We start from the raw sequence: 24,305 nt of genomic DNA, 5'->3' as shown, positions 1-24,305 counted from the left end.
CCTTTTGCGCGCTTTACGAATATCGTGGCCTCTTCAGGCGGCTGCAGCCATCAACTGGCGGTTCCTGGCAGTCACACCCGGAGGAGTCAGCGCTGGGTGAACTTCGTCCTCTTTCAGCACGTCACACCAGTACCCCTGAAGCTCAGTTGCTCCGCATTTCGCGGCCTGATGTGCTAGGTCAGGAGACTCAATTTGCTCAGCGACGACGATGGATTTGGTACCGAAACTGGTGATGAAGTCCAGACCAGACACGCTGTTTGCTTTCAGCACTTCAGGGCGAAGAACCTCTATCAGACTGGCCTCCAAATCCGTGCCTTCAACGTCGTCCAATGCCACTGCGCCGCCCAGGCCTCTGATGCCAGCACAGATACCCTGTATCTGATCTAACGTCCGTGGATGTTTCAGTGCCTCATTGCGCTCGACGATCTCGATGACCATGCCGCGGCACACGTTCTCAGCCATCGCCACCACCCAATCAATGTTGAGCATGGACGACAGCTCTACGTTGCAGTGAACCCGCATGTTCATGTTGTAGAACTTGCAGAGTGCTCTAGCCGCCTTGACCGCTGCAATGTCGACCTCCAGCATTTTTGCCTTATCGCTGAAGTCGATACGGTGCCGAAAAAGGAGTTCGAAGCCCTCAATGCGATGAGAACCGCAGGCAAGCATTGGCTGGGCCCTGAAGTTCGCGAGGATGCCTGGCGAGCGAATTACAGACGTTTCTGAAGGTTTGCAACCCATAGCCACCACGCAAAAGATAGACCGACAATTGCAAAAGGGGCCACCCACGTCGAGACGTAGATCGGCGCGAACAGCCAAGCCACAAGCAGCGCCGCCACTAGCTTGGCCAGGTCCACCCCGCGCTTGTGAAGCATGGGGCTCTGTGAGGTGAATGAGGCTTTTGATATCTGCCGCCGAAAATGGCCGTCGCTCATTGCTGCAAACATGCAGGGCAAAGCGAAGATCGTCCACATGGCCAGCATTCCACACCGGTAGAGAATGACGTGAGCCCAGACCGTGCCAGCGTAGGCGCGGGTCATAACCCACCGGTCAATCTTTTCGTTACCGCTCAGCTCCGAGCTAACAAACGCGGCCGTGACCTCTTTATTTATGGCTTCGAGTACATCGAAGATCTGATTCATCACCCACTGGTGAGTGTCCGTGCCGAGCCAAGATACGAGCTGTCTCTGCTCGGCATCCCGCACTGCATTGAAGACAGGCAACGGGACCAGCAACATCACTGCGAACGCGCCAAATATGACGATCACCAGCATCACCGATGCCAGCGAGTGCTTTTTTTCCTTCTGTTGTGCGGCCATTCCCTATCCCCCGAACATCGACCAGAAGGACGGCTTCTGCGTTTTCGGCAATGGGCCATCGGTGATGAGGATGGGAATCCGCGCTTTGAACGTTCGACCACCGGACATACGCGCATAGAAGTGCAGCGGAGGAAGCTCACTCAGAATCGCAGGGGGTATCAGGTCTGCTTCTTCTGCGGTCGACTGCTCTTTGTAAGAAGCGTCGTAATTTGCGCTGGCGTCGGCCGCTACGTTGTGGCCGTAGCTCACTGACATTGACTGGGCTTTGATCTTCGGGATGCCATCGGCGAAGAATTGCTGGGTCCGCGTGTCCTGAACACGCAGAGCGATCTTGTTGTTCGTGTTGGCGAGCACCTGCAGAGCCTTGTTCTCATCGCCAAGACGAGCAGAAAAGTCGGCGAACGTTTGTGTCGCGATGGTCAGTCTAAAACCAGCGCCTCGACCCTTGTTCAACAGTTGAATCGTGGGCGTGTTGATCACCTCGGCGGCCTCATCAACAAACACGGCGATTGGTTTGCGCTTGCCCTCACCGTAGTTATAGAGGTCACCCGCCACCGCGGTCATATCCGCCAGCATCACCGATCCAATGGCGCTGCCCACGGTAGGGTCCGCCAGGGAGTCCAGGCCCATGTACAGCACCATGTCGTTCCGTATCACTCTCGACATGTCGAGAACAATCTTCCCGTTGGCATTTTCGGGATCTGGAGAAAGCAACTCCGCCAGCGGGTCCGCCGTCAGCATCGACAAAATTGGGATCAGTGACGCGACCATCTTCTGGAAATGCTCGCGGTTGTGCTCATAGGTCGAAATCAGACCTTGCAGGTCAACATTCGGCCACTCGTGGATGACCACTTCTTTGTAGTATTGGATGTACGCCATGAGCAAAGCCTCTTGGCCCTTGGCTTTGCCCTTCGCCTGGTTCTGCTTCACATACGAAGCGACCCCCTCCTCCCAGTTCTTGACCTTCTGTCGAAAGTGCATCTGAAGGCCCTTGACGAGCAAGTCGTCGGGTCCGCCTTCGATGTACCGACGCAAACTCACCAGGTTGGGACGGGCACCGGTGGCAATCAGCCCAGCGCAAATGTCCTGAAGAACTTTCCAGCCGAAAGCCACAAACGCGTCAGCTCCAGTTTCAGAAGGGATCAGGGCAGCGACGCGCGAAGCCAGTTCGGTTTTACGGTTCCAGTTCCGCAGCGGATCTAGGCAGGCCGACTTCTCTGGATGGGCAGGATTGAAATAGACAAACCTGTCGGGTTGCCCCATCGATTCACAGATGCGGCGAGCGTTGTCGGCTAGGCCTTGGTCCCCTTTGGGGTCGATGATGATGACTGGCTCGCCTCGGAGGATGGCCTGACCAATCATCAGGTCAAATAAGCGGGTCTTCCCAACCCCAGTTGATCCAACGATCAGCGTGTGTCCTTCAAGCAGCTCCAAAGAAGCGCTGACGTCTGCTTCTTTCTGCAGTCCGTGAAGCCAGTAGCTGCCATCCTTGCTGGTGGCTTCTTTGCCCAGTGTTTTAGCAACGCCGCTCGCAATGAGTGCGTGCATTCGCTGGGACTCGATATCAGTCCATTGGAAGCCGTGACCAAGCCAAAGCTCTTTGTTTTTGATCGAGTTCTTCGATGCCTTCTTCAGGCCCTCAATATCGATGAACGTTTTGCCAGTAATGTTGGTCCGGGCCTTGTCGCTATACCGCGCCCAAGCCTTTGACAACCTCAGTAAAGCCATGCCACCGCACCCGAACGCAGCCACCGCGGCAAATGTTGTGGGGAGCGGCGTGTATGTCACGGATGCAATGCAAACTGCGAAAGCGCCAAACCAGCCTAAGGCCTGGCCCGCCTCATAGTTGGGGCGCCAAGGGTTGTCGAAATCAAAAAGGTGCTCAGCCACGCGTGACCTCTTTAATGAGGAGCGGACATGGCAATTGCCCCATTTCCGCCTGGTGCCGCTTCAGCCGTCAACGTGGCGAAAAGGCCGGTAACTTTCACCGCGATGTGGTCAAGCGTGAGTGGGCCCGGATGAGGTTGCCCCTCGTCATCGTGAGAGAGCTGTGTAGTCAGAAGCCTCTTTATCTTTTCGTACCTAGGGTGAGCAGGGCTCACGAGCACCCTCTCTAAGCGTTGACCTCCGTAGAGCGCGGCTCGGCTTTTCCAGCTCGTCACGTTTTTTCCCGGGAAGCGTGTCGCAACAATCCGTGGCGCTCCACTCCCGAGCACGAACACCATGATGTAGCCGCCGACCTGCGCAGATGCATCTGGCACCACTGCACTGACCATTTCAGGCTTTCCGTCATACAACCACACGCGCATCTCCTGATCCAATTGTTGCGATTGAGAATAGCAACTGGAATATGGCCAAACACACTTGAAAAACGCGTGTTTTGCGAGCTTTTCAATGTTTTTGCCCAGGAGGCGGTTCGAATCAGTCCATCCAGGTCATTCCTGCGTCCCGAAGAGCACCCAAAAAAAAAGGAGCCCAGAGGGCTCCCATGTCTGACCGGGGTGACTGTCACACCACCGCGTACTTCTCCAGCGATTCTCCGGCTGCAAGAACATCCAAGACCCATTTAGGTCGACGTCCAGGCCCCCCGCTCCACGTCTCGCCCTTCTCGTTTTTGTACTTGATCGTTCGCGTGTGCCGTTCGCGCCTTGGTGTCGAGCGGGGCATCAACTTGACGTCGGGAAACAGGTCCATCGGAGAGATCCCGTAGTCTGCGATTTGCGCTTTTATAGCGTCTATCACCATCGGCTTTTCTTTTTGGCGAGTTGCCTCCAAGGATTGCTCCAGCTCGGCAATTTTGGTTTTGATTTCCGAAACGGTGTTTGGCATGAATTAGCGATAGATTGAGCGAAATGATATTCGTTGGCAACTTTATACAATTCTATTGCAAATCTTTTTGCAATTCAACTAGGTGTGGCCTTACCTCCTACATACGCGTGAGCACTGTGCAAGGGATGCGGGCTACGCTGGTCCCTCTGATCTTGGCCTCTGTAGCTTTTAGCCAGCCGCCCGGTCCTTGTACGCGGTGTGCTCCTCCAAAAAAGGTCACCGCTGAGCCTCAGGCGTAGTCCGAAACTTGCTTTTAGCCTTAACGTGAGTTTTTTGCTTACTTTTCGAACCCCTTTTGGAGTAAACGGGTTCCTAGAATCTTGGCTTCACAACACGTTGGTGGGGCAGAGAACTGCAAACTCATTGCAACTGGAGGCGCCGTTGTGCCCCCCGTTACAAATTGCTCGTTGGTGGCTTTTTCGCCGTAGACAGGTGTTTTGCCCACCAGGGATTGTTTTTCTTGACACCCCTATCACCCATGCCCATAATTGCTCATCTTTTTGATGGGCTGCGCCATGACTTTGCGATCAACCTACTCTGACCCTTCGGGCCTTCAGTACCGTCTGCGAGCAGCTTCGGCCCTCCTGGGTATCACTGACAACACCACCAAGCGATACCTGGAGGAGTCACAGATACAAGTAAGGCGCGCGAACGATGATGGAACCAAGTCCGTAGCCGTTAGGTTGTTCGATCCGGATACCCTCTTCCAGATTGCCCAGTGGCGTCGGGAGAAGAACCTCATCAAGACTCCGCAGAATGGCCCGTATGTCATTACTGTGGACATTGTGAAGGGTGGGACCGGCAAGACGACGACTGCAGCAGAGATAACGCTCCACCTTCAACTGGCCGGGTTGCGTGTACTTGCTATCGACCTGGATGTGCAGGCCAATCTGACCCAGTACATGGGTTATGAGGCAGACCTCACAGAGAAGGATTTGGCCAGCTACGGGCTCAACCTCGACGCCATCGTTGGGCAAACTTTTGCGCATGTCGTTTGCCCGTTTTTGAATCGAGCACCTGGCGAATCGGTCGGTAGTTTGATCAAGATGCCCTTTGGCAAGAACGGGCCTCACCTGATTGCTGCGGATGCCAACTTGGGTGATATCGAGTTCGCGCTAAGTACAGCAAAAGGGAGCCGCGAGATGGCTCTGGACAAGCTCTTGAACTTGGCGAAAACGGGTCAGCTGCCTGGGTTCGACACAAGTAAATACGACGTAATTGTTTTCGATTGCCCGCCAAACGTTTCGATGACAAGCACAGCGGCCCTTGCAGCTGCAGACATCGTCGTTGCACCGGTTCGCCTTGACGCTTTTGCAGTTAAGGGGCTTTCGCGCGTGATTGAGGAGCTAAAGCTACTGCGCGAGACTTACAAAGGCGCAATTCACAGCGAATTGGTAATACTCGCAACCCACTTTGCCGCACAGTTGTCGCGGATTCAACGCATGAATCAGGCACTTCAGCAGTATGAAAAGCAGGTAGCTCCGGTCTCGATTTCCGTATCAGAAGAGTTCCCAAAATCTCTGGAGCGCTACATCCCGATGAGCCTGCAAAAGCCACTCAGCCAGGCAAGCAACGAATACAAGCTATTTACTGATCACTTGATTAAGCGGCTGCTTGCAATCGAGGAGAAAAGGTCGCAAGCAGTCGAGAAGGGGTCTCAATCATGAAGCGGAGAGGATTCGCGCCGGTGGAGGACGACAGCAAGTCCGCACCGCCAGCTGCGGCTAAAAGACCTAAAGTTGCGCCGTTCGTACCACCCTTGCGGTTGCCCGAGATAGTTGAGGACGGGGATGTTGTATCTCGTCCTGAAGGTGCTTCTTCTGCGGTCGAACTTGATAGTTCGACCGTGCATGCCCCTGAGAAGCACGATGGGGCATTATCTGTCCCGGCAGGTCTTGTGATGGTCCAGGAAACATTCTGGATCGATGTGTTCGCCATAGACGAAAACGCCTTTCCCCCGCGTAATCAATACAACGATAGCGCAATTATGGAAATTGCGAACTCGATTCATGCGAATGGGCAGCGAGACGCAATTCACGTCATACCAAATCCGTCCAAACCCGGTCGTTTCATCATTGGCGACGGGTGGACACGAGTACAGGCAATACGCGCCAGGGATCTCCAAGAACGCAAAGTCAAAGCGGTCATCCACTATGACCTCACTGAGCAACAGGCGGCTTGGCTCGGCTATGCAGAGAATGAGGAACGTCGTGCCCATAGCGACTACGACAGGGCTTTGTTCTTCAAGAAGTTCAGATCATCAGGATGGACATGGGATCAGATCGCTACCGAAACAGGCATTCCAATTGGCACCCTTTATCAGTACGGTGCTTACGATAGCCTGGACGTAGACCTCATTGATTTCGCGAAGCAGTACCCAGAGAAGGTCACCGTCAACGCTGTTTCGCACTTCAAGAGGCTCACTGATCTGAAAGGACGCGATTACGCACTGGAAGTTTGCAAAAATTTCGTAGAGGAAGACGAAACTTTTCGCTGGCTGAAGCAAAAGGTTGAGCTCGCGATTGGTTCGTCAGAAAAGAAGGCCGGACGCAAGAAGAGCCAAGTGAATTTCCAGCGCCGCTTTCCCAATGGCCATTTTCGTCTTCGCACGGATGGTCAAGTGGAAATTACAGGCACCATCTCTCCTGAGAGGCTTGAAGAGTTCAACGCGCTCATCGAGAAATCTTTGGCTCCGTTCTTTGTTGGCCAGGACGATGGTATTGAGCCATCAGCTCCTACCTCAAGCACTCAAGAATGACTTATTTGGGCTTAGCTCAGCAACTACACAAGGGACACTCGCTGTCCCTTGTTCTTTATGGGCGTACCAAAAAGTTCTTTTATGCAGAGACAGGGCCTTTTGCTTTGCCCCAACCATTTGCCACGCAATTTCACCTCAATGGAATTCTTCGGGCATGTGCGATATATGACGCTGAAGGCAGGGACCATCGTCACCCTTGTACGTACAAGGGTGACATAGCCCATTCATCATTGGACGGAGCCTATGCCAGTTCTGCCATCGACCCTTGTACGTACAAGGGTCTGATGCAGAGCGGGTCCGAACACTTCCGAGTGTCTGCGAGTGAACCTTGTACGTACAAGGTTTTCGTGTCCAGCTGCCGTTTGATCGAATCACGATGGAGCGTAGGCAACGGCCCTTGTACGTACAAGGGCAGCACGGACATCGCCTACACAGGCGTCCGCCGAAGCGACGGAGGCCTGGGCCCTTGTACGTACAAGGGCGGGACAACCAGTAATCTATTTCATAGCAGGTCTGGCACTGACTCCTCTTTTACGCACGCGCGCTCCATTGCAAACGACTACGTTCGTGTATCCCTAGAAGGCGCGGACTTGGACCCTTGTACGTACAAGGGCGAGGACCCTCACAGCGTACTTCTTTCGCGCTGTTCAACTGACGTCTTTCGTACGTACAACTGGCGCGATAGCAAGACTCTCCCAAGCGAACGCCAACTCACTGTGGACGCCGACCCTTGTACGTACAAGGGCGTGATGAGCCGCACCCAAGGGCGCCTCTACGTTGCCCCCTTCGATCAAACCACGTTCGAAAGCCGTCTGCGAGACAAAGACATCGCGAGCGAGGAATCTGATCCTCTATTCCAGGCCCACATAGGCGCGGTGCGACTTTTGTTTGTTGAATTCCATTGCTCCAGAGTCGATGCAAATCAGCCTCTTGCGTGCATAGGGCGATTGATAGATTTTGCATGCACAGATGGCTTGGGCGCAGACCCTTGTACGTACAAGGGTGCACTGTTGGCGCGACCCTACCTGACTTTCGGCAATCCAACCGGTCCTTGTACGTACAAGGGTGGAGCGTTGGCACGGCCCTGCCTGACACCGAGCTATCTAACCTACCCTTGTACGTACAAGGGGGGGCTCAGTTTGACCTCGCCTAGTAAAAGATCAGTTCAAGTCGACTTTGCCAAGACTGAGACTGCCTTGTACGTACAAGGGTCTGGTCGAAGCATGGCGCCGGCAGCTCTCGACAGCGTGCACAGGAATTTACCAAGCAAGGCGCCCATCAGTTCCACGGGCCAAGCTGCCCCATCCGACCAGAGAGTCAAAAAGCAAGAACCCCGCTCCAAGCGGGGTTCTTGCTTTTGGGTTCGTCGATATAGGAGTGACCTCATGACCTAAGTAACCGGCCAATAAAAAACCCCGGTAGCGTCAACTACCGGGGTTATCAGCATCGAAGGATGCCCTGAGTTCCTACTGTTCACTGCTCGACCGACGTCAATCGGAAAAAGCAAGTAGTCCTCCACACAGAGCGAATAGTAGTTTTCTCCAGCGCATCCGTCAAGGAATTCGTGTCCCCTGGAGACTGCGATGGATAAGCTCGCCTATACAGAAGTACGGTACCCCTACGCGATTGTTCGCGCTTGCTCGGAACTACCGTACGCCCCGGCATTTGTCGAAATGCCAGATGGTTTTCTTAGAATTGTTTTAAAAATAGTTCAAAAGATTAATTTGCTGAATCCCTTCAGCGAAATCTTTGCGTCCCGTCAAACGCTCGCGGATGAATCGGGGAAGTCACTCGATTCAGTCCATAGAGCGATCAGCTGGCTTGAGAAACAAAACCTCATTGAACGAGAGCGCGTAGCTCGGGCAGGGCTACGCGGATCACGGTCGCCACTCGTTCCCACAAAGGCGATGCTGGTTGCACTCGGCTTGGTGGATGCACTGGGCAAGCCCACGGCTAAGCAAAGACTGCTTTCCGATAACAAGCTTGATACTGCACCCCAGCGGCCCACCAACCCCAATGCTGGTACCAGCTCTCATGAGAGGCGGACTACCACCTACCCAACGGACAGCACAGAGGTCGTTAACGGCTTTGACGGGGGGTACACAAGGGTGGGGAATGTTTCCCTGCCGAGTGACCTTCTGTGGCTCTGCGGGAGGGGTCTGTCGCCATTCGCTGTGCTAGGGCTCATGAAGCAAGCCAGAGCAGCAAGCCAACGTCTCTCCGACGTTGCCCATGGCGCCCATAAGTACCTCTTCAAACTTAAGGCTAACCAGCTGTACGCCTACATCAAGGCATTGCTCGTCAGCGGACGCGACTTTTCAGCAGGAATGCGTGAAGAACAAACCAAAGAGCAGGAAAACCGTGAACACGAGTATTTAGCTCAAAAATCTGAGATTTACGAAGGTAAAAGCTTTATTTCGAAAAAATCAGGGAAGGTTTTCCGAATCGAGTCCGGGGCCGTCAGGGAGACGGATGGACAGCGCTCATGTATGGCGCCATTCACCATCGGGTTCATTGAGGCGGTCGAGGCAGGCAAGCTCGTCCCGGTGGACGGCTAATCCCAGGACTCATGTGGCAATCCTGCGGCTTCTATATCTTCTTAAAACAATCTTACGAAATACATGCGCTGCAGCTTGTGGATAAGTCCCGAGAAGACAGAACACGGAGTGAATTTTGGATTTGCTAACAAAGTGTGGATCGTGCTGACATGACGATGGTTGAAAGCCGTGGCCTGCTGACGATAAGGTTTAAGCCAGCGTCAGCGAGTTTCGTGAAGCGTCATTTGCGGCACCAGGCAGTTTCAAACCAATCGAGTCCCCTGGAAACTAAACGGGGAGCGCCACGAAACACAACGCTCGCTTAAAGTCATTTCGAGCAGGATCTTGCTTTATCCATGTTTCATAGAAGGTACTACCCCAACACCTCGAATCACTGAAGGGCGACTAAAGAGCGAGTAGTAGTGGGGGGCGACAGAAGGGCGACTGCAGAGCGAAGAAAATAGCAGCGTTCCCCAGAGGGCTTCTGCGGGGCGACAAAAGCTTCCAAGCCCGTTGAAGGCCATGAGGACTGCTCCCTGCTGCCAGCGATGACGTCAAATCGCACGCTACTTTTTTGTTGCCTGTGCGGCGAGTCAGTCAGTTAGAGTTTTCTCGTGCCACGGCAAGATGGGAAGCTGGAGCATCCCCAAAAAGGTTGAGCACCATTTCGGGAAATGCGCTTCACCATAGCCCCCTTGCACGATGGGCAGACGGGCGATGTCGCGGATGGCTCGGGCCTCGATACCGCAGGCTCCGGTCGCCTTTTCGGAAGGCCTTCAAGCCGTGTACCTTGCGCTGAAGCGTCCTTGCCGCGTACATCCGCGATCATGGTCATCAGCTGTTGGCCATCGATCAAGACGACATTTCTCCCATGCGCAAAGTCCTTAGCAGCCGACGTGAACGTACCTGAGGTCACCACAAACGAACCAGCAGCACCGTGCGCTGCCATGACCCCAAAGATCTGACGAACAACGTCGACACCAACAGATAGAGATCGCCACTGCTTGCATTGGACAAGGTGGGCTTCGCCGCTCTTGGTGAGAACAAGATCGACTCCACCATCAGGTCCGCTACCGCCTAACTCCTTCACCTGGTAACCCTTGAGACGAAAGGCTTCGCCAACGAGCAGCTCGAATTCCTGCCAAGTGATCCCCTCAAGAGATCGCTGGCTTTCCGCTTGGCGCAGCAAGTTTCTGCGCTTCGCTCGTGCAAGGTAGGACAAGCCAGCAGAGGCGAGCAGCATGGAGGAAACGAGGACTTTGCCCACCGTCAGTAAGGCCAGGATTGCCGCCTTCCCAGCTTTTGCCGGCCCGTCTGCGCTCACTGCGTCGGAGTAGGCCAACGAGAAGTAGTGGAGGCACCAGAAAGAGCCGGCTGCGGCCAAAAGACAGATCCACCACGGGAGCAGCGCAAACACATCCAGGACGTCGCCGAAAGACCCTCTTGATGAGCGTTTTGATTTAGCCATGAGGAGTCTTGGATTTAATCGCGACAAAGTTTGAGCCGCGGGTGACTAGGATCTACGCCGTTGGCCACTGCCATCTCCCTGTAATTCGCGTGCAGGGCGTGACCACCGTCCGTCACGTCATCCATCGGTTCGCCGCGCACGGCTTTTAGCCGCACTGAGAGGTTGTGATCTGCCCCTCGCAGCAGGAAGCCGGCGCAGGTCGCTGGGCGTTTGGTGCCTGAGTCATGACAAGCAAACAGGTTGGTAGCCATGTCGTAGGCGGTGGTAGCTGAGTGGACAAATGCCTCTGGTGGGAATTCACCAGTTGCATCCACCCGCCACGGGCATTTTTCGCACGGTGTGCGACGGTAGCAGCCGCTACCTGATCCAGCCAACGTGACAACTTGGTGGTCAGGCCCTGCTTGAGTGACTGCTATCAGACGCGAAGGCGAATCAGGCGACTTGGCTGTAGTCCCGTTGCCTGGCTTTGTAGATTGAGCTGCCATGGATCAGTAGTCTTGGTTCTGAAGTGCCAGGAGTTCCGGCATTCATATGCGCGAGAGGATGGCAACGTCACAGACTTGCCGACAGCCAAGTGTCAGCGATGCGCGTTGAACATTGGCTCGGAAATCATGGCCAAGTAGTGTGATTGCAGCTCATCGGTACCGGGACGACCGCTAGCCCATGCCGTGAATGCTGCCAGATCGAAAGGGTAGAGCTTGAACTGTGTCGGGTATTCCGTCGCGAGGGACGCTGCCAGCGATTGCGCGGCCCGAAAGTGCTCCGGTTCTCGTTCGTCGATGGCCATCCAATCATCAATCGTTGCATGCCAAAACTCGTTGAGCGTGCAAGTGGGGTTGCTCACCATCATCTGTCGGGTCATAGCAAGCTGATGATTGCGCCAGTTGAAGAGGTTTTCCAGCTTCTTGATGACGTGATCCGGTGCAGCCTCTTGACCGGCCTCTATCGCCGCCCATTTCTCGGGCGTCATGTCGCTGAACATCGCAGAGGCTTCAGCGGGCTGCAAAAAAAGTACGGACCGGATGAGTTGAATACGCAGACCTGTATTGAGATGTGGTGTCTTCATGGCGGGGCTCCTTTGGGCAGTTCACAGAAATGACTGGGGCAAGTTCGTATTGCGTCGAGCACTACCGTCGAAAAACACGGGTTTTGCTCGCTTTACGGGAAATCAGCTCTAAAAAAATGACATGTGCGGATTGTTTTTGGACACTGGCCAAAAGCATTCCCAACCATGCAAACCAAATACTCATTCCCTAGTGCGACTGATGCAATCAGCATCGGATTTGTGGTTGCTCAGGTAAAGCGATATCAGGTCTACAAAGGTTGCTTCATCAACGGGTTCGACACCAGCGGCCGAGGGGCAAAGGGCTACTCATTCGGTCTGAGGGTCGAAGTGCCCGATGACTTCACTCCAAACTTCCTGGGTGTTCAGTCCGAGAAGATCTTCGGGCAAACCATTGCAGTTTCGGTTGGCTCCTATTCTTCAGCCGCGCCTAAAACGTCAACGGTCGTCATGTTCGAACCACAGGTGTTCAGAGCAGCCTTAGAGGAAGCACGATTCTGGGTTGACGTCTGGTTTCGGGCTCATCCGGAGGCCGCTGCGCTGGCGCTGGCGGCAATGCATGCGCACTGATTGCATCCCCCGCATCAGCAAAGCTCTATCGATTGAAGGCAGCAAAGTCTTCTTCCGTTTTGAACACCCGCAAGTAATTCGAGTTGTTGGTCGTCTGGAAATACCGGAAGAGGGTGCCTGGCTGGAAATTGGTGAGGTTCCTTGGAGCCGGGGCGAGCAGCTTCTTTTCTTCGCCGGTGGCGTAGTCGGTGTAGGTCACGTGCATGACGTCCTGGCTCTTCTCGATCAGATCGATGACGCCTACGACCAAGAAGGCCCCCTGCAGCGTATCGCTCTTAGTCGCCAAGCCGATCGTGTCAGTGGCTTTGACGTCGCGCGGTGGCTTGCCAATGCGGGCTTCTTTGATTCGCCCTTCGATGATGACTTTGTAGTCGTTGTCCGCGCGAGTCTTGCGGCCCATCTCGTTGAGTTGTTCCTGGGTCATCGTCCCGCATGCAGTCAGCCCTACGGCCACAGCAAGCATTGCAATCTTGATCAATTTCAGCATTCCAAACTCCTTTTTCGATGTGGCCAATCCTACATAATTTAAACACAACTTGCAATTGCCAATGCAATTACAGTTGCTTTAACGTCAATTACGAATTGCACAACTTTAAAACAAGGGAATTTTCATGTCGATTCTGAACAGCGCTTTGACTTTTGCCGCGATAAGCTTCGCGGTTGCCGTGGTGATGGAAACTGCAGATGGAGCTTCAGGTGCAGTGGACCGTGTCGTCGAGCGAGCCTCTACCACGCTGACTGCGACTGCTCAACACGCTTTGGATGTGGCATTGACGCATCTGCCTCCTGAACAGCAAGCGCCTCAACCGACTCGCGTGGCCGCGCATTAAGGGATGGAGATGCAATCCGTAACTACAGGATCTAGAGCGTGTTTGGCGTTGCTGCTTTGCCTTGGGCTGTCCGCTGGTAACGCAGCAGAAGGGTGGGGGGGCAAAGCCCAGCGGATGGCATCGGATGCGGGTGAGCAGTTGCGCAAGGTCCGAGAGCTGACAAGCCCTGGTGGCACTGTCGTTAACTCTAGGGGTTCGATTGAGGTTGCGTTCTCACCCAATCAGGGAGCCGAGGAGTTGGTCCTGCGTGTGATCGACAGCGCGCAGGGTGATTTGAGAGTGATGGCCTACTCTTTCACCAGCGCAAAGGTGACCGCTGCCCTGGTGAGAGCCGTTAAACGCGGTGTGCATGTCTATGTGCTGGCCGACAAGAAACAGAACCTGGGGGAAGGCAACACCTCAAAGTCCCGCTCTGCATTGGCCACCTTGCAGCTAGCGGGGGCTCAGGTCCGGGTGGTGGGCGCTTATCCGATCTTCCACGACAAGGTGATTTTGACCCCGAGAACCGTGCAGACTGGAAGCTTCAATTACAGCCAAGCAGCAGCTACGCGCAATTCGGAAAACGTCATCGTGCACTGGGACAATCCGGAGCTGGTAGCTGTGTACGCTGGGCACTTCGCAAGTAACTGGAAGCTGTCGGAGCCGTTCGAACCCGGCTATTAATTGCAAAATAATTGCATTGCTATACAATTGTTCGTGCAATCGAACAATTGATGAAATGCAATGACTCTGCGAATACCTAAAACTGCTTCAGATGCGGACCAGTTGATCTCCTATGAGCTCACATCGGGATCGGGCAAGCACCTCCGTCTAGTAGCGCAGAACGAGCAAAAAGCGATGCAGTGGCGCCGGGACATTGAAAATGCGGCCCTTTTGCGAGGGGTACCTTCTCGTTCTGGTTCTGTTCTTGTTCAGCCCCACTCGCCAGAGTCTATATCTCTCATCAAGCGGCTCAGTTCCGCCCAAAGAAAACGAGCGTATCTCTTCTTGAGAGACCACTGCCCATTGCCGTCAGTTTCTTGATGTTGCAGTTTATCTGCTGCATTTGAGCCCCAAATTATTCAACGTATGTAAAATGACGTTCGTCATTAATATTTTGAGGCTCACACCACATGGCAACTTATCAAGAGTTGATGAAGCAGAAGCAAGAGCTGGAAGCTCAGATTGCTGAAGCGCGCAAGAGTGAAGTAGGCGAGGCTATTGCAACTATTAAGAAGCTGTGCGCCGATTTTTCGTTGACAGAAAAAGACATTTTCGGCGGTAAAGCTGCAACGGGTGAATCTAAGTCATCCCGCAAGGGCAGTACCGTGGCTGCAAAGTACCGCGATCCGGCATCAGGCTCCACCTGGACTGGCCGTGGCAAAGCACCGCGCTGGATCGCAGGCGCTTCAGATCGTACGCAGTATCTGATCAATTCATAAAAGCGCTTCGTCGCTACAAAAGGCTTCCTGCGGGGAGCCTTTTTTTTGTCTAAGCGGAGTAGAGATGAAGGTGATAGGTCAAACGTCCACTTTTTGCTTGCTTTTCGGGGGGTGTTTGTCTGACTGTCGTGTTAAATAATTGCAGGGCTTGCACTACAGAGGCAAGAACAGCACCAATAGCCCCCAGGAAAGGCCCCCATGTACATGAGCAACGAGTTCAGCGAATCAGGATTTCTTGTCGCGAGAGCGAATACGAAAAGCGCCCAGGTTCAACTCATCCTCCATGGCCGGGGATTTGTGAAGGAGCATCACCCAGTGGTGGTGTTGATATATGCGGTGTTCGCTAGCTGCTTCTCAGCTTGGCTTGCGTTTGAGCTGAAAGATGGGAATTTCTCATCTCCGATGGCTCCTTTGGTCGGCATTTTGTCAATCGTATGCTTCGCCATGTTCTGGGCCAATGCCACTAGCTTGGCAAAGCCGGTGAAGGGAATGGAAGCGCTGCTCGTGAGTGACTTTGAATTCGCGGACGAGGCTAGGCACTTGATTGCAGTCCGGAAAAAGGCCAACTTGCCGGTTCGCGGTATCGATTTATGGCGTGCCCTGGTTGTTCATCTGCGGATCAGTGGATATCGCTAGCTTCATCCGCCTGTAATGCAGGCCATCTCAGACTCCCACTCGTCGGAATCCCGAGACACACAGGCAGTTGAGAGTTTTGTGCGCCCCCGCCAGTGTTTGAACCGTCGATATGCAAGATCCCAAAGATAAGTTCACCGTCGATATCCTTGGCAAGAAGCGCAGGGGCAGGCCCCCCACGGGTCGCGCACGAACTCCAGCCGAGCACAAGGCCGCTCAACGCGAGCGAGATCGGAACGCTGCTCCCAGTTCGATGACAGTCAGCGGCATCATGGAAGCCCTGGCCCGCGCCGTTAGAGAGAAGGACCTTTCACGTTTTGATGCGCTGACCCAAGAGCTGCGCACCCGCATGTGATTGAAGCGGCACGCCCATTGGCGATTGAGGACGCACCCATACTCACCCATCAGTACCGCGTCGACAGGTTTGAGGAGGTCGGATCTACGCTGCGAGTCGCAATGCACTGCGTTGCTTTTCCTTCGAAGTGCCCGCACTGCGGCGCAAAGATCGCCCCTTGGGGTAGCCAGCCCCAGAGGTTCCAAGACATACCTCGCCGTGGCAAAGCAGTCGAGCTTTTAGTGGAAGCCAAGCGCTACCGCTGCAAATCCGAGAGCTGTCGCAGAACCTTTACCCAGGATCTTCCAGCCATGTCGCCGCAGCGCATGCTGACGCAGCGGCTCGTCCGCTGGATAGGGGAGGCTGCGGTGGCCAGGCCCTTCGTGTCTATTGCAGCTGAGGTCGGCCTTCACGAGAAAACAGTTCGCTCTGTTTTCGACGAGCACATGCAGAACATTCGCGCGAAAGTTCGGATGAATGCCGGATCGTCGATGGCGATCCTTGCCGCGAAGGTCATGGGCAGTCGCAGGTATCTCATCCTGAACGCCGGCAGCAAGATGCTCGTCGATCTTGTGGAAGATCCGACCGCGGAAGCTCTCACTGATGCCCTGCAGTCGCTTGGCAAGGCCAAGGAAATTGCACACCTGAGCATTGACTTTGACCCGGTGGCTCACCAAGCAGCCACCCATTGTTTTCCGGCCGCGAGGGTGTTTATTGATCCCCTGGCAGTTCAGAGCTTGCTACGTGAGGGGCTGACGGCGATCCGTATCAGCGTACGCGCCCACTTGGAGCCTCGGCAGCTGCGCGGCATGCGCGGCGATTTGAAAGCCCTATTCACCCCGTACGATCAATTGAATGCATCCTCGCTGGTGCAATTGAAAGGGCTTCTGAGCCGCTACCCCGCACTGGCCGAGGCCCATGGCTTCACCAGGACAGTCATGGGCCTCTACGGGTCTACCAGCCCCGTCTGCGCGGAAGAGGCCAAAGCACGGATCGACCTCGCCTTGTCGCAACTGAGCCCCGAAGGCAGATCGTCCTTCCATGCCTTCGACCTTCAGTGGTCACATTGGCAGCTACAGATCCTCAATGCCTTCTCAACCGGTGCCCCACCACCTTTCATTTTGGGTGTCACTGACGGCGTGGAAATGGCGCGATTGCTGCAGCAACTTGGCCGTGAATATTCAATCTCGGCATTGCGGGCCAGATTGATGTGTCCTTCGGGCGTGCCGGCGTTCTCAATCTCTAGCCCCGGAATGGGTATCTCTCGGCTTCGGGACCAGGTTCTCAAGGCTCAGTGATGCAGGGCATAACGTGAAGAAAAATTTGCTGGCTCCACAACTAGAAATCGGATTTTGACGTTGCGCCTTACTTCCTATTCTTCTATGGTTCAGTTTTTGGACTGTCGAACGAATATGCGCCGCAAATACGATTCCAATTCATGCGATTCAGAAGCCGCCAAACTTGTCGTTTTTGACCTGCTGAAGCGGTCTGGATGGAGTGTCGGTAGCGCAGTCGACGAGCTGGTACGAGAATTTCCCGGTGCTGCTGGCGGGCACCGTGCGCACGTGTCCCTGCGGACGGCCACCGGCAATGGCCTGATTCTCTGTGCGAGCGTCAATCAAGGGGCGGATGATGCGCCGATGAAACAGGCTGCGGCATTGGAAATACCGGTCGCTGCATCGATCACTCAGCTGCAAGAGTCGGTATCGGGGTTCATCCGCGCGCTACTCAGGGCAGTAGGTCAGCTTATGGCAGTAGAACTGCTCAGCCGCAACAATAACGTCTTTCGCGCTCAGAAGACGTGCGAGGAGTGAGATAAAAAGTCTCTTTGAGAGTCAGGCATATGATGTAACTCCACGTGTCGCCGGGCGACGTACCGGAGAGAAAAGATGCCCTTTCAGACCGAATACTTTGTCATCCGCAGCATTCGAAGCACTCAAACGGGTTCCACAGTCAAACCCTTCGTTTGTAGCCTCAGGGGGGAAGAGATCGTGACCTGGGCACTGCAGGCGCTCGATGATCGCGACGACAAGGAAACACGAGCGAGACTTGAGCAGATTCCTTCCCCGTTCGCCCAGGTCAACGAGGCGGTAGCTATCCTGGGGCAGGACGGTGATTTTCAGGTGTTCCCTGTCACTGCGGCGGGGGCTGATGAGTTCGTACGGACAGCCCAAAAGATAGGTTTAGGTGACCAGGCCAAAGCACATTTACGGCGGTACATATGACCGAACATCCCCAGCGCTGCAAGCACCCCAAAGGGTGCTTTTTTTTTGCTAACCGATGTCGCAGATGAACCTTGTCTCCCGCGTGGCACACCACCCGTGCCTGCAATGAGATCCCCGCCCCCAAAGTCTGGGAGTCAACAGGCGAGGTTGAACGATGGCATTTCAGCTCCATCTGAGACAGAATGCACCTTCAAAGGAGAATTTATGCCTGTCATCATCACCCATAAAAAGCCTTTACGCGCCTCTGCGTTTGCGGGGGGAGGCAGCGCAGAGCCACGCAAAGTTAAGCCCCCACGCGTGAAGAAAAGTGTGATCGTCACCGATAGAAAGCAAATTTCTCGGCGGGATTCAGGTCATGCTGATCTGTACCTGAACGCATATCGTGCTCTGCCCTTGGAGTGGGTGCAAGTCGTCAAGTCGGGTGTGGAGCCCTCGCTTTTGGACCAAATCGCCGGCAACATGAAGGTCACGCAGGAAAAGCTGTTGGAAATTCTTGGTGTGCCACGGGCTACCTTCCATCGTTTTTCGAGCAAAAAGCTTCGTATGCCGCTTGAGTTGTCTTCGCGGGTCTACGGCATCACGAGGTTAATCGGCCAGGTGCAGGCGATGGTGGATGAATCAGGGGGGCAAGAGGGTTTTGATGCCGCCCAATGGGTCGCAAAATGGTTGGAGGAGCCAAGCCCGGCCTTGGGCGGTCGCAAGCCATCCGGGTACATGGACTCGGCCGAAGGGCAGCAGTTGGTATCGCGCCTGCTGTCACAGGCTCAAAGCGGTGCTTACGCATGACAGCTGTTTGGCGAATTGCGCAAGACACACAGGACTACACGGCCGACGACGCAACGGGTGAGGGTGCCCGGATTTCGGGTGGGCGCTGGAATAGCCAGGGCACGCCGGTTCTCTACACGGCTAGCTCTATCGCGCTGGCTTTGCTGGAGACTGTGGTCCATTTGCCAGGCGTGCCAGCCAATCGCTATCTAGTGAGATTGGATGTACCACCGGATGTGTGGAAGGCGAGGAAGAAGGACACCGCGGACAGTCTGCCTGTGGGGTGGGATGCGCTGCCGTTCGGAAAGGTCTCTCTGAACGCTGGGGACTCTTGGCTGAAGAGCGGCTCCAGCGCGGTCTATGCGATCCCCTCAGTTGTTGTGCCTGAAGAACTGAACATCCTCATCAATCCCAAACACCCAGACGCGAAAAAAATCACCGTGACGAAGGTGCGCAAATTTCTTTATGACGGTCGATTGTGGAAGATTTAACTTTCATGAATGAACATCTCGTAGATTGGCAGCGGCTGCACAACTACACCTACGAGGCAGCTGCAAAAGCCCTTGGGGTTAGCCGCGTTACTTTCTGGAGCTACCTCAAGCGCGAGAAGCTGCCCACGAGTGTTGCGCTTGCCTGCCATGGAGTCACGATTGGTCACTGCGTGCGCAACATTGGCGTTTGGCACCTACGGCATGGCCACACCTATGAAAGCGGCGCCAAGGCCCTGGGGGTTAGCCGTGCGACCTACGCCAGCTATCTCAAGGACCCCGACCGGGTGCCCCGCCTAGTGATGCTCGCATGTGCAGCTCTTGATGAGGGCCTTGAGCCCGCTCAGGCTGCGGCCGAGAGCGCTTTGGCGGGAGCTCTAAGCGGCACCGCCAGGGCAGGTGACTCGACTCAACCAGGTGGCAAAAGCACTTGACCATCAAGCGCCGCCCTCATGGAAGTTCGTAACGTCGCGTTTTTCCTTGCTTTTCAAGGGGTCTGCGAGCCTCAGCGTGTTGGGACAATTGAGTCATGAATGATCAGCGCCGCAGAGAGATCCAGACTCTGCTCGATGAGCTGATGGATCTACGTGATCGCCTTCAACAGATCCATGATGATGAAGTTGAAGCGTTCGAAAACATGCCCGAGTCGCTTCAGTCTGCTCAGAACGGTCAGGCCAGCGAAGAAGCGGCGTCCGCGCTGGATGCGGCGCTTGATTGCTTCGAAGAAATAGCAACCTCGCTTCTCGAAGCGAAAGGAGAGAACTGATGTCCACCCCTTATTGCGATCAGCCTAAAGAATGCTCCTGCGAGGGTACTAAATCAAACGCTGATGCACAGCTCAAGGTTGAGGCATATATGTACTTTCCAACCTGGATTTTTGCGGTGGCGGTTGGCGTTGCCCTCGCATTGACGGGGTTTGTGGGATATGCGCTCTATGAGCTGCCGTTTGAACTGCACATCGCGTATGTGTTGGTTGCTCTATGTGCTATCGCGGCTGCAGGAATTTTTCATTTCTGCTCGATGTTGGTACGTGCTCGGTTCGCCCCAGTCAACGACTGGGGCATCGAGATCATGAAAAGCTTCCGTTTCAACAGGCCCGGCGAGGACCATTTAAGAAGTGTTGTTGCGCAGCGCGGCGCTGTCCGCACCATAGACCTGGAGAAGGCTCTGCGTCTGCACTTCGAGCATGAAGGGGCTATGGAGCAAGAAGCGCTCAACCAGCGCCGGAACGATGCGGCCAGCCGCTTCACTGGTCAGGCATAGGTAGGAAGCGAGCATGACCAAGGCACGCGAAGCAACGAGGAACGCAGTCCGAAAGCTCAGCGAACCGCAACATCTCCTGGTGAGCAAGATACGCGAAGGTGCAACGTTGCAGCACCACAGCGACACCGGCCTCTTCAGATTGCGCGATGGCGTCACCACGCGGTCGGTTCCCCCAGCAACCGTTGAGTCGCTCCTGCGAAACGGTGTGCTGCAAAAGTCGCTTGCAGGTGTTTGCGGCCTTGCCTGAATGGGGGGACCCGTGGCGTCAACAGAAATTCCATCGTCGGCCGACATGAACGACCCGAAGGGGCTCATTCCCGCTGGGCAGATACTGCCTGCCACGGCTGAGAATCGCATGCGCATCGAACAGCGGTGGGAGGGCCTCAAGGACCGGGTGGAAGCCAAGGTACGGACACTCCATGGCCGTGATCGAAACCCTGAATTGAGAATGGTGGACCAGGCACAACGCGCTGGAAACGCTACCAAGCGAGTCACTTGGCTACGCAAGGCCGCAGACTACTTTGCTGATGGCGCGAAGCATCTTGCTGCATGCGGTAAAGGCTGTGCGCACTGCTGCCATATCACCGTGATGGTTTCCCGAACCGAAGCCCAGGTGATCGCCAAGGAGACAGGCGCAGCGCTCAACCCGAGCGCGGGCAGATTCACGATGAACAGCTCCGACGTTCAAGAGGCGCTGCAGACCGCCACGGCAGCGTATTTTGGTAAGCCGTGCACCTTCCTGAAGGGCGATCAGTGCGGCGTTTACGGCTCAAGGCCCCTTCAGTGCCGGCTGCTGATCAACCTGGACGAAGACCCCCTGTTGTGCCAGCTCATTGAGGGCGGGGAAACGAATGTTCCCTATCTGAACGCTACCGATCACCATGTAGGAGCCGTCGTCGCCTTGGGACCTCACCAGGAGTACGCCGACATTCGCGAGTGGTTCCCGGTGGGGCTGGGAGACGTCCACAGCAAGACCGATGGGACAGTGCTCGGTGATCCCGCCCGGGTCAATACCAATGGCTGCGGCGGAGACTAAGCGCCTCGTGCTCCTGTATTCATGGGTGGCGAACAACTTCAATGTCCTCGTGCCCAAGCGTAGGGGCGCTGGCTACCTGCGCGTGCCATACGGCCATCACGTTATTCCGGGTCTCGACGCCTTGGCTCATCGAGTTGGGGTGGACGTGACTGGGCTGGACGGCGCCTTGTGCTTTGAGTGCGGCGGCTCGGTGTTCAACGGGAGCGCGGCGGTCAAACAAGCATTCGCTGCCAAAGTCGTTCCGCTCCTGGAGGCCCATTACGGGATGGCTTCACGCGAGATTTCGGCTGATGAGTTCTGGAAGCTGCATCCCTGCTACACCAGTATTGGGGCGTGATGTAGGTCACAGACAGCCCCTCAGGCGAAACGTCACTGTTTTGCTTGCTTTTCGGGGGCTTCTGGAGCGGTGCGTGTCTGGACAATTGAACGCGAGGGAAGGGCGCACCGACGCTTGTTCCCTCGCTTCATTTTCTGTCCGGCCTCGTCATGACATACCCAACAATCGATTCAAGCTCCACCAGCGATAACGCCGTGGAGCTCGCTCGCCACTATTTATCGAGCCAAAGGGTGATCGCCATCGTCTTCTTTGGCATGGGGGCTGGAATCGTTCTGGAAACCGCTCGGATTTCGGCTGGGGGGCATCTGCCAAACCCCCTTGATTCAGTCCTTCTCGCGACGATGTATGCGTTGGGGCTGGCCTTCTTTGCGGGAAGCATCCTCATCGGCATGGGGCGCTTCAGGCCTCTGGGGGATGACGGGCTCCTGCTGCTGGAGGTCTTTCCCTTCAACAAAGCTGGCAAGAGCCATTTGGAGAAAGCTCTGGCCGGGAGGGCCTATCTGCGCGTAGTCGACCTCCAACAGGCCCTCAAAACGCATTTCGATTACGAAGCGCAATTGCAGGTGGCTCGGGGTCACGAGCCGCACGCATCCGCATTGGCCAGCCACCAGGGCGCGGAAAGGAGCTTTTCAAACGAAGTGCAGCGGTGCATGCCAATGCTTGAAATCTCCAGTTCACAGCGTTCCTGAACAGCATCATGAAAATCACAGTTGAAGTTACCCGCGCCGAACTCACCCAGATGGACGCCGATGCAGACGAGCTGGAATCAGCACTGCAACTGGGCCTCATGTCAGGCGTCGCAATCCAGGGCGACATCCTCTACATCAACGAACTCAGCTTGAACGTTGTCGTTGTGGACGGCGCGGGCAGCGGCTCGGTGAATCCGTTTGAAAAAATCCTTGCGCAAGCCCGAGGATGATCAACAAGGCTCCAGTGAAAGCCCCGTTCAAGCATGCCGAACTGTGCAAGCTGGCGGTTGGCTGGCTCAAGCGCCCGTCATCGCGTGGAGGTCATGGCTGCAGCGTTGCGATTGACGAATGCCGCACTGGCTGGACTGGTGAAGTGCCTGACGCCCTGGGCTACAGAGCCGCTGGTACGGCCGGTGATGGCACGGTCCTTGTCGAGTGCAAGGTCACCAGGGCCGATTTCCTCGCAGACAAGCTGAAGCCCCATCGCCAAATGGGCGGAGTTGGTAACTGGCGCTATTACCTCGCCCCTGAAGGCCTCATAGCACCTGAGGAACTGCCTCCAAAGTGGGGCCTTGTCGAGGTTAATGCACGTGGACACCTGAAAACACTCGTTGGTGCGTATACGGGCTCCGATTACAAGCTCCAGGAGGAGCGGCTCGCAGCGATGCGCCATGAGTCGGACACGGCACGCGAGTTTTTCCTGGTGGTGCGCATGTTCGACCGGGTCAAAGACGCTGAGAAGTTCATCGATCTAGGCAAAGAGCGCAACCGCTTGGCGTTCCGCGTCAATGACCTCGTCAATGAGCTGCGTGTTGCCAAAAACAAGTCTGGAGATCTACTGCACCAAGTTCATGAGCTGACCGATGAGCTAGGCCGATATCGCGCAGCTCACGGCTCCCTACCAGCGCTGGAAGCCGCCCTGTCGACCCGCACGCTCCCAAGGCTCCGCATCACTGAAATTTGAATCGAGAGAACGAATATGTACGAGAGATCTGGTCGCGATCCTGCGGCCGAACTGAAGCAGGCGGATGAGGAACGGAAGCTGCAGAGGCTGCAGCGCAATCTGCGGTTCGTCTCCACTGACCGTCGATATTTTTGGCGGATGCCTACCTGGTTGTGGGTGCCCATCGTGATGGCACTTGTCGTATTGCTGGTTGCTGCACTTTTAGTTGCCTGAGCAAAGTTTTGAAGGAGAAAAATGACGAATTTACATATCATGCCGAACGACGCCTCAGCTTCTCGCGCAGACCCGGAGCTGTTGAAATTGACGGCCAAGGCTAGCGGTTTCACCAACTTCCCTGTTGGCCTAGTTCTCCTCCTGGTGCTCGTTGGGGCAGGATTTATCTCGTTGTCGATTGCCGGGTTTCTGGGAGTATTCACAGAACCTCGCATGGACCAGATTAACGCTGCGATTCTTGGTGCCTTGGGCCTATGCGCGCTCTTTTTCGGCTGCATCCTTGTGGCCGATTTCCTTGCGGAGATTGAAGAGGATGGGATCGATCTCGTAAACAACTTTTCCTTCAACGAAGCGGGGCGCTGCTATCTTCGAACCCTCATGGCTACCCGTAGCAAGCTGCGCAACTGCGACGTTGCTGAGGCATTGAGCCGACATTTCAAGCGCGAGATTGAAGTTGAGCAAGAAGCTTTGAGACGGCGTCGAGAGGAAAGCATTGCGCGACTCAAGGCCCAAGGTTGATTTCGGGTAACGTTTCCCGGCCCTCTCGCATCTGTTTTAGGTTT

33 protein-coding genes and 1 pseudogene are annotated in these 24,305 nt (G+C 55.2%); 26 read left to right on the top strand and 8 right to left on the bottom strand.

The features are described 5' to 3' along the window. Positions 1-33: 33 nt before the first annotated feature. From ACSQ3Q_RS24950 to ACSQ3Q_RS24935, 4 genes are all read right to left on the bottom strand, one after another. Positions 34-669, bottom strand: coding sequence for an EAL domain protein (locus ACSQ3Q_RS24950; protein WP_436137158.1), 636 nt, complete (start codon positions 667-669; stop codon positions 34-36). Between the two features lie 41 nt (positions 670-710). After that, entirely contained in the window at positions 711-1,319 is a 609-nt protein-coding gene (locus ACSQ3Q_RS24945; RefSeq protein WP_436137157.1) for a DUF4400 domain-containing protein, read from the bottom strand. A 3-nt stretch (positions 1,320-1,322) separates the two neighbouring features. After that, complete coding sequence (gene traD / locus ACSQ3Q_RS24940) at positions 1,323-3,209, bottom strand: conjugative transfer system coupling protein TraD (protein WP_436137156.1); 1,887 nt, start codon at positions 3,207-3,209, stop codon at positions 1,323-1,325. Positions 3,210-3,827: 618 nt separating this feature from the next. Then, entirely contained in the window at positions 3,828-4,148 is a 321-nt protein-coding gene (locus tag ACSQ3Q_RS24935) for an H-NS histone family protein (RefSeq protein ID WP_436137155.1), read from the bottom strand. Positions 4,149-4,636: 488 nt separating this feature from the next. On the opposite strand from ACSQ3Q_RS24935, the gene ACSQ3Q_RS24930 reads away from it, so the two are divergent. The 3 genes from ACSQ3Q_RS24930 to ACSQ3Q_RS24920 all read left to right on the top strand — a co-directional run bounded on the left by ACSQ3Q_RS24930 (position 4,637) and on the right by ACSQ3Q_RS24920 (position 9,464). After that, a complete protein-coding gene (locus ACSQ3Q_RS24930) occupies positions 4,637-5,815 on the top strand; it encodes a ParA family protein (RefSeq protein WP_436137154.1) in 1,179 nt (392 codons plus the stop codon). Beyond that, positions 5,812-6,906, top strand: coding sequence for a ParB/RepB/Spo0J family partition protein (locus tag ACSQ3Q_RS24925; RefSeq protein WP_436137153.1), 1,095 nt, complete (start codon positions 5,812-5,814; stop codon positions 6,904-6,906). Before ACSQ3Q_RS24930 ends, ACSQ3Q_RS24925 begins: the two co-directional genes overlap by 4 nt. A 1,583-nt stretch (positions 6,907-8,489) precedes the next feature. After that, positions 8,490-9,464: a hypothetical protein gene (locus ACSQ3Q_RS24920; protein WP_436137152.1), complete on the top strand. Its 975-nt coding sequence runs from the start codon at positions 8,490-8,492 to the stop codon at positions 9,462-9,464. A gap of 580 nt (positions 9,465-10,044) precedes the next feature. Here the strand turns inward: ACSQ3Q_RS24920 and ACSQ3Q_RS24915 are convergent. The 3 genes from ACSQ3Q_RS24915 to ACSQ3Q_RS24905 form a co-directional block, all read right to left on the bottom strand. Continuing rightward, the gene (locus tag ACSQ3Q_RS24915) at positions 10,045-10,911 is read right to left on the bottom strand and encodes a restriction endonuclease (RefSeq protein ID WP_436137151.1); all 867 of its coding nucleotides are present in this window, start codon (positions 10,909-10,911) and stop codon (positions 10,045-10,047) included. Positions 10,912-10,925: 14 nt separating this feature from the next. Beyond that, a complete protein-coding gene (locus ACSQ3Q_RS24910; RefSeq protein WP_436137150.1) occupies positions 10,926-11,396 on the bottom strand; it encodes a DUF6283 family protein in 471 nt (156 codons plus the stop codon). 92 nt (positions 11,397-11,488) lie between these two features. Continuing rightward, positions 11,489-11,977 (bottom strand): Aca2/YdiL-like domain-containing protein, encoded by a 489-nt coding sequence (locus ACSQ3Q_RS24905; RefSeq protein WP_436137149.1) that lies wholly within the window; start codon positions 11,975-11,977, stop codon positions 11,489-11,491. Between the two features lie 165 nt (positions 11,978-12,142). Between ACSQ3Q_RS24905 and ACSQ3Q_RS24900 the strand changes: the two genes are divergently transcribed. Further along, on the top strand, positions 12,143-12,544 hold the full coding sequence (locus tag ACSQ3Q_RS24900) for a hypothetical protein (protein ID WP_436137148.1): 402 nt from the start codon (positions 12,143-12,145) through the stop codon (positions 12,542-12,544). 25 nt (positions 12,545-12,569) lie between these two features. Here the strand turns inward: ACSQ3Q_RS24900 and ACSQ3Q_RS24895 are convergent, their stop codons facing one another. After that, the gene (locus ACSQ3Q_RS24895) at positions 12,570-13,031 is read right to left on the bottom strand and encodes a hypothetical protein (RefSeq protein ID WP_436137147.1); all 462 of its coding nucleotides are present in this window, start codon (positions 13,029-13,031) and stop codon (positions 12,570-12,572) included. A gap of 124 nt (positions 13,032-13,155) precedes the next feature. Here ACSQ3Q_RS24895 and ACSQ3Q_RS24890 point away from each other — a divergent pair, with 124 nt between their 5' ends. From ACSQ3Q_RS24890 to ACSQ3Q_RS24785, 22 genes and pseudogenes are all read left to right on the top strand, one after another. After that, on the top strand, positions 13,156-13,374 hold the full coding sequence (locus ACSQ3Q_RS24890; protein WP_436137146.1) for a hypothetical protein: 219 nt from the start codon (positions 13,156-13,158) through the stop codon (positions 13,372-13,374). A 42-nt stretch (positions 13,375-13,416) separates the two neighbouring features. Beyond that, positions 13,417-14,037: a phospholipase D family protein gene (locus tag ACSQ3Q_RS24885; RefSeq protein WP_436137145.1), complete on the top strand. Its 621-nt coding sequence runs from the start codon at positions 13,417-13,419 to the stop codon at positions 14,035-14,037. A 449-nt stretch (positions 14,038-14,486) separates the two neighbouring features. Then, positions 14,487-14,795 (top strand): H-NS histone family protein, encoded by a 309-nt coding sequence (locus ACSQ3Q_RS24880; protein ID WP_436137144.1) that lies wholly within the window; start codon positions 14,487-14,489, stop codon positions 14,793-14,795. Positions 14,796-14,993: 198 nt separating this feature from the next. Then, entirely contained in the window at positions 14,994-15,431 is a 438-nt protein-coding gene (locus ACSQ3Q_RS24875; protein WP_436137143.1) for a hypothetical protein, read from the top strand. A gap of 109 nt (positions 15,432-15,540) precedes the next feature. Continuing rightward, a complete protein-coding gene (locus ACSQ3Q_RS24870) occupies positions 15,541-15,783 on the top strand; it encodes a hypothetical protein (RefSeq protein ID WP_436137142.1) in 243 nt (80 codons plus the stop codon). A gap of 101 nt (positions 15,784-15,884) precedes the next feature. Further along, positions 15,885-16,022, top strand: a pseudogene (locus ACSQ3Q_RS24865) (hypothetical protein); the annotation flags it as partial. A gap of 51 nt (positions 16,023-16,073) precedes the next feature. Then, positions 16,074-17,060, top strand: coding sequence for a transposase (locus ACSQ3Q_RS24860; RefSeq protein WP_436137281.1), 987 nt, complete (start codon positions 16,074-16,076; stop codon positions 17,058-17,060). Between the two features lie 114 nt (positions 17,061-17,174). Continuing rightward, positions 17,175-17,576: a hypothetical protein gene (locus ACSQ3Q_RS24855; RefSeq protein ID WP_436137141.1), complete on the top strand. Its 402-nt coding sequence runs from the start codon at positions 17,175-17,177 to the stop codon at positions 17,574-17,576. 75 nt (positions 17,577-17,651) lie between these two features. Then, positions 17,652-17,987, top strand: coding sequence for a hypothetical protein (locus ACSQ3Q_RS24850; protein ID WP_436137140.1), 336 nt, complete (start codon positions 17,652-17,654; stop codon positions 17,985-17,987). Between the two features lie 204 nt (positions 17,988-18,191). After that, positions 18,192-18,773, top strand: coding sequence for an antitoxin Xre/MbcA/ParS toxin-binding domain-containing protein (locus ACSQ3Q_RS24845; RefSeq protein WP_436137139.1), 582 nt, complete (start codon positions 18,192-18,194; stop codon positions 18,771-18,773). Beyond that, positions 18,770-19,243: an RES family NAD+ phosphorylase gene (locus ACSQ3Q_RS24840; protein WP_436137138.1), complete on the top strand. Its 474-nt coding sequence runs from the start codon at positions 18,770-18,772 to the stop codon at positions 19,241-19,243. The genes ACSQ3Q_RS24845 and ACSQ3Q_RS24840 overlap by 4 nt, the downstream gene beginning before the upstream one ends. 5 nt (positions 19,244-19,248) lie before the next feature. After that, a complete protein-coding gene (locus tag ACSQ3Q_RS24835) occupies positions 19,249-19,674 on the top strand; it encodes a hypothetical protein (RefSeq protein ID WP_436137137.1) in 426 nt (141 codons plus the stop codon). 95 nt (positions 19,675-19,769) lie between these two features. Then, positions 19,770-20,006, top strand: coding sequence for a hypothetical protein (locus ACSQ3Q_RS24830; protein WP_436137136.1), 237 nt, complete (start codon positions 19,770-19,772; stop codon positions 20,004-20,006). Continuing rightward, a complete protein-coding gene (locus ACSQ3Q_RS24825) occupies positions 20,006-20,503 on the top strand; it encodes a hypothetical protein (protein WP_436137135.1) in 498 nt (165 codons plus the stop codon). Before ACSQ3Q_RS24830 ends, ACSQ3Q_RS24825 begins: the two co-directional genes overlap by 1 nt. Positions 20,504-20,516: 13 nt before the next feature. Then, entirely contained in the window at positions 20,517-20,750 is a 234-nt protein-coding gene (locus ACSQ3Q_RS24820) for a hypothetical protein (RefSeq protein ID WP_436137134.1), read from the top strand. Positions 20,751-20,858: 108 nt separating this feature from the next. Further along, positions 20,859-21,539 (top strand): YkgJ family cysteine cluster protein, encoded by a 681-nt coding sequence (locus tag ACSQ3Q_RS24815; protein WP_436137133.1) that lies wholly within the window; start codon positions 20,859-20,861, stop codon positions 21,537-21,539. A gap of 7 nt (positions 21,540-21,546) precedes the next feature. After that, entirely contained in the window at positions 21,547-21,876 is a 330-nt protein-coding gene (locus tag ACSQ3Q_RS24810; protein ID WP_436137132.1) for a hypothetical protein, read from the top strand. 149 nt (positions 21,877-22,025) lie between these two features. After that, positions 22,026-22,565: a hypothetical protein gene (locus tag ACSQ3Q_RS24805; RefSeq protein ID WP_436137131.1), complete on the top strand. Its 540-nt coding sequence runs from the start codon at positions 22,026-22,028 to the stop codon at positions 22,563-22,565. 8 nt (positions 22,566-22,573) lie between these two features. Beyond that, positions 22,574-22,795: a hypothetical protein gene (locus ACSQ3Q_RS24800; RefSeq protein ID WP_436137130.1), complete on the top strand. Its 222-nt coding sequence runs from the start codon at positions 22,574-22,576 to the stop codon at positions 22,793-22,795. Next, positions 22,792-23,529, top strand: a complete 738-nt coding sequence (locus ACSQ3Q_RS24795) for an adenylosuccinate synthase (RefSeq protein WP_436137129.1) — start codon at positions 22,792-22,794, stop codon at positions 23,527-23,529. Before ACSQ3Q_RS24800 ends, ACSQ3Q_RS24795 begins: the two co-directional genes overlap by 4 nt. A gap of 15 nt (positions 23,530-23,544) precedes the next feature. Then, positions 23,545-23,742, top strand: a complete 198-nt coding sequence (locus ACSQ3Q_RS24790; RefSeq protein WP_436137128.1) for a hypothetical protein — start codon at positions 23,545-23,547, stop codon at positions 23,740-23,742. A 21-nt stretch (positions 23,743-23,763) separates the two neighbouring features. Further along, a complete protein-coding gene (locus ACSQ3Q_RS24785) occupies positions 23,764-24,261 on the top strand; it encodes a hypothetical protein (RefSeq protein ID WP_436137127.1) in 498 nt (165 codons plus the stop codon). Positions 24,262-24,305 lie beyond the last annotated feature (44 nt).

Origin of the sequence: Acidovorax sp. LjRoot129 (assembly GCF_964253765.1) — a bacterium.
In the GTDB taxonomy this organism is placed as follows: Bacteria; Pseudomonadota; Gammaproteobacteria; order Burkholderiales; family Burkholderiaceae_C; genus Acidovorax.
Note: the sequence above shows the minus strand (reverse complement) of the source record. Positions and strands in the feature narration are given on the sequence as shown.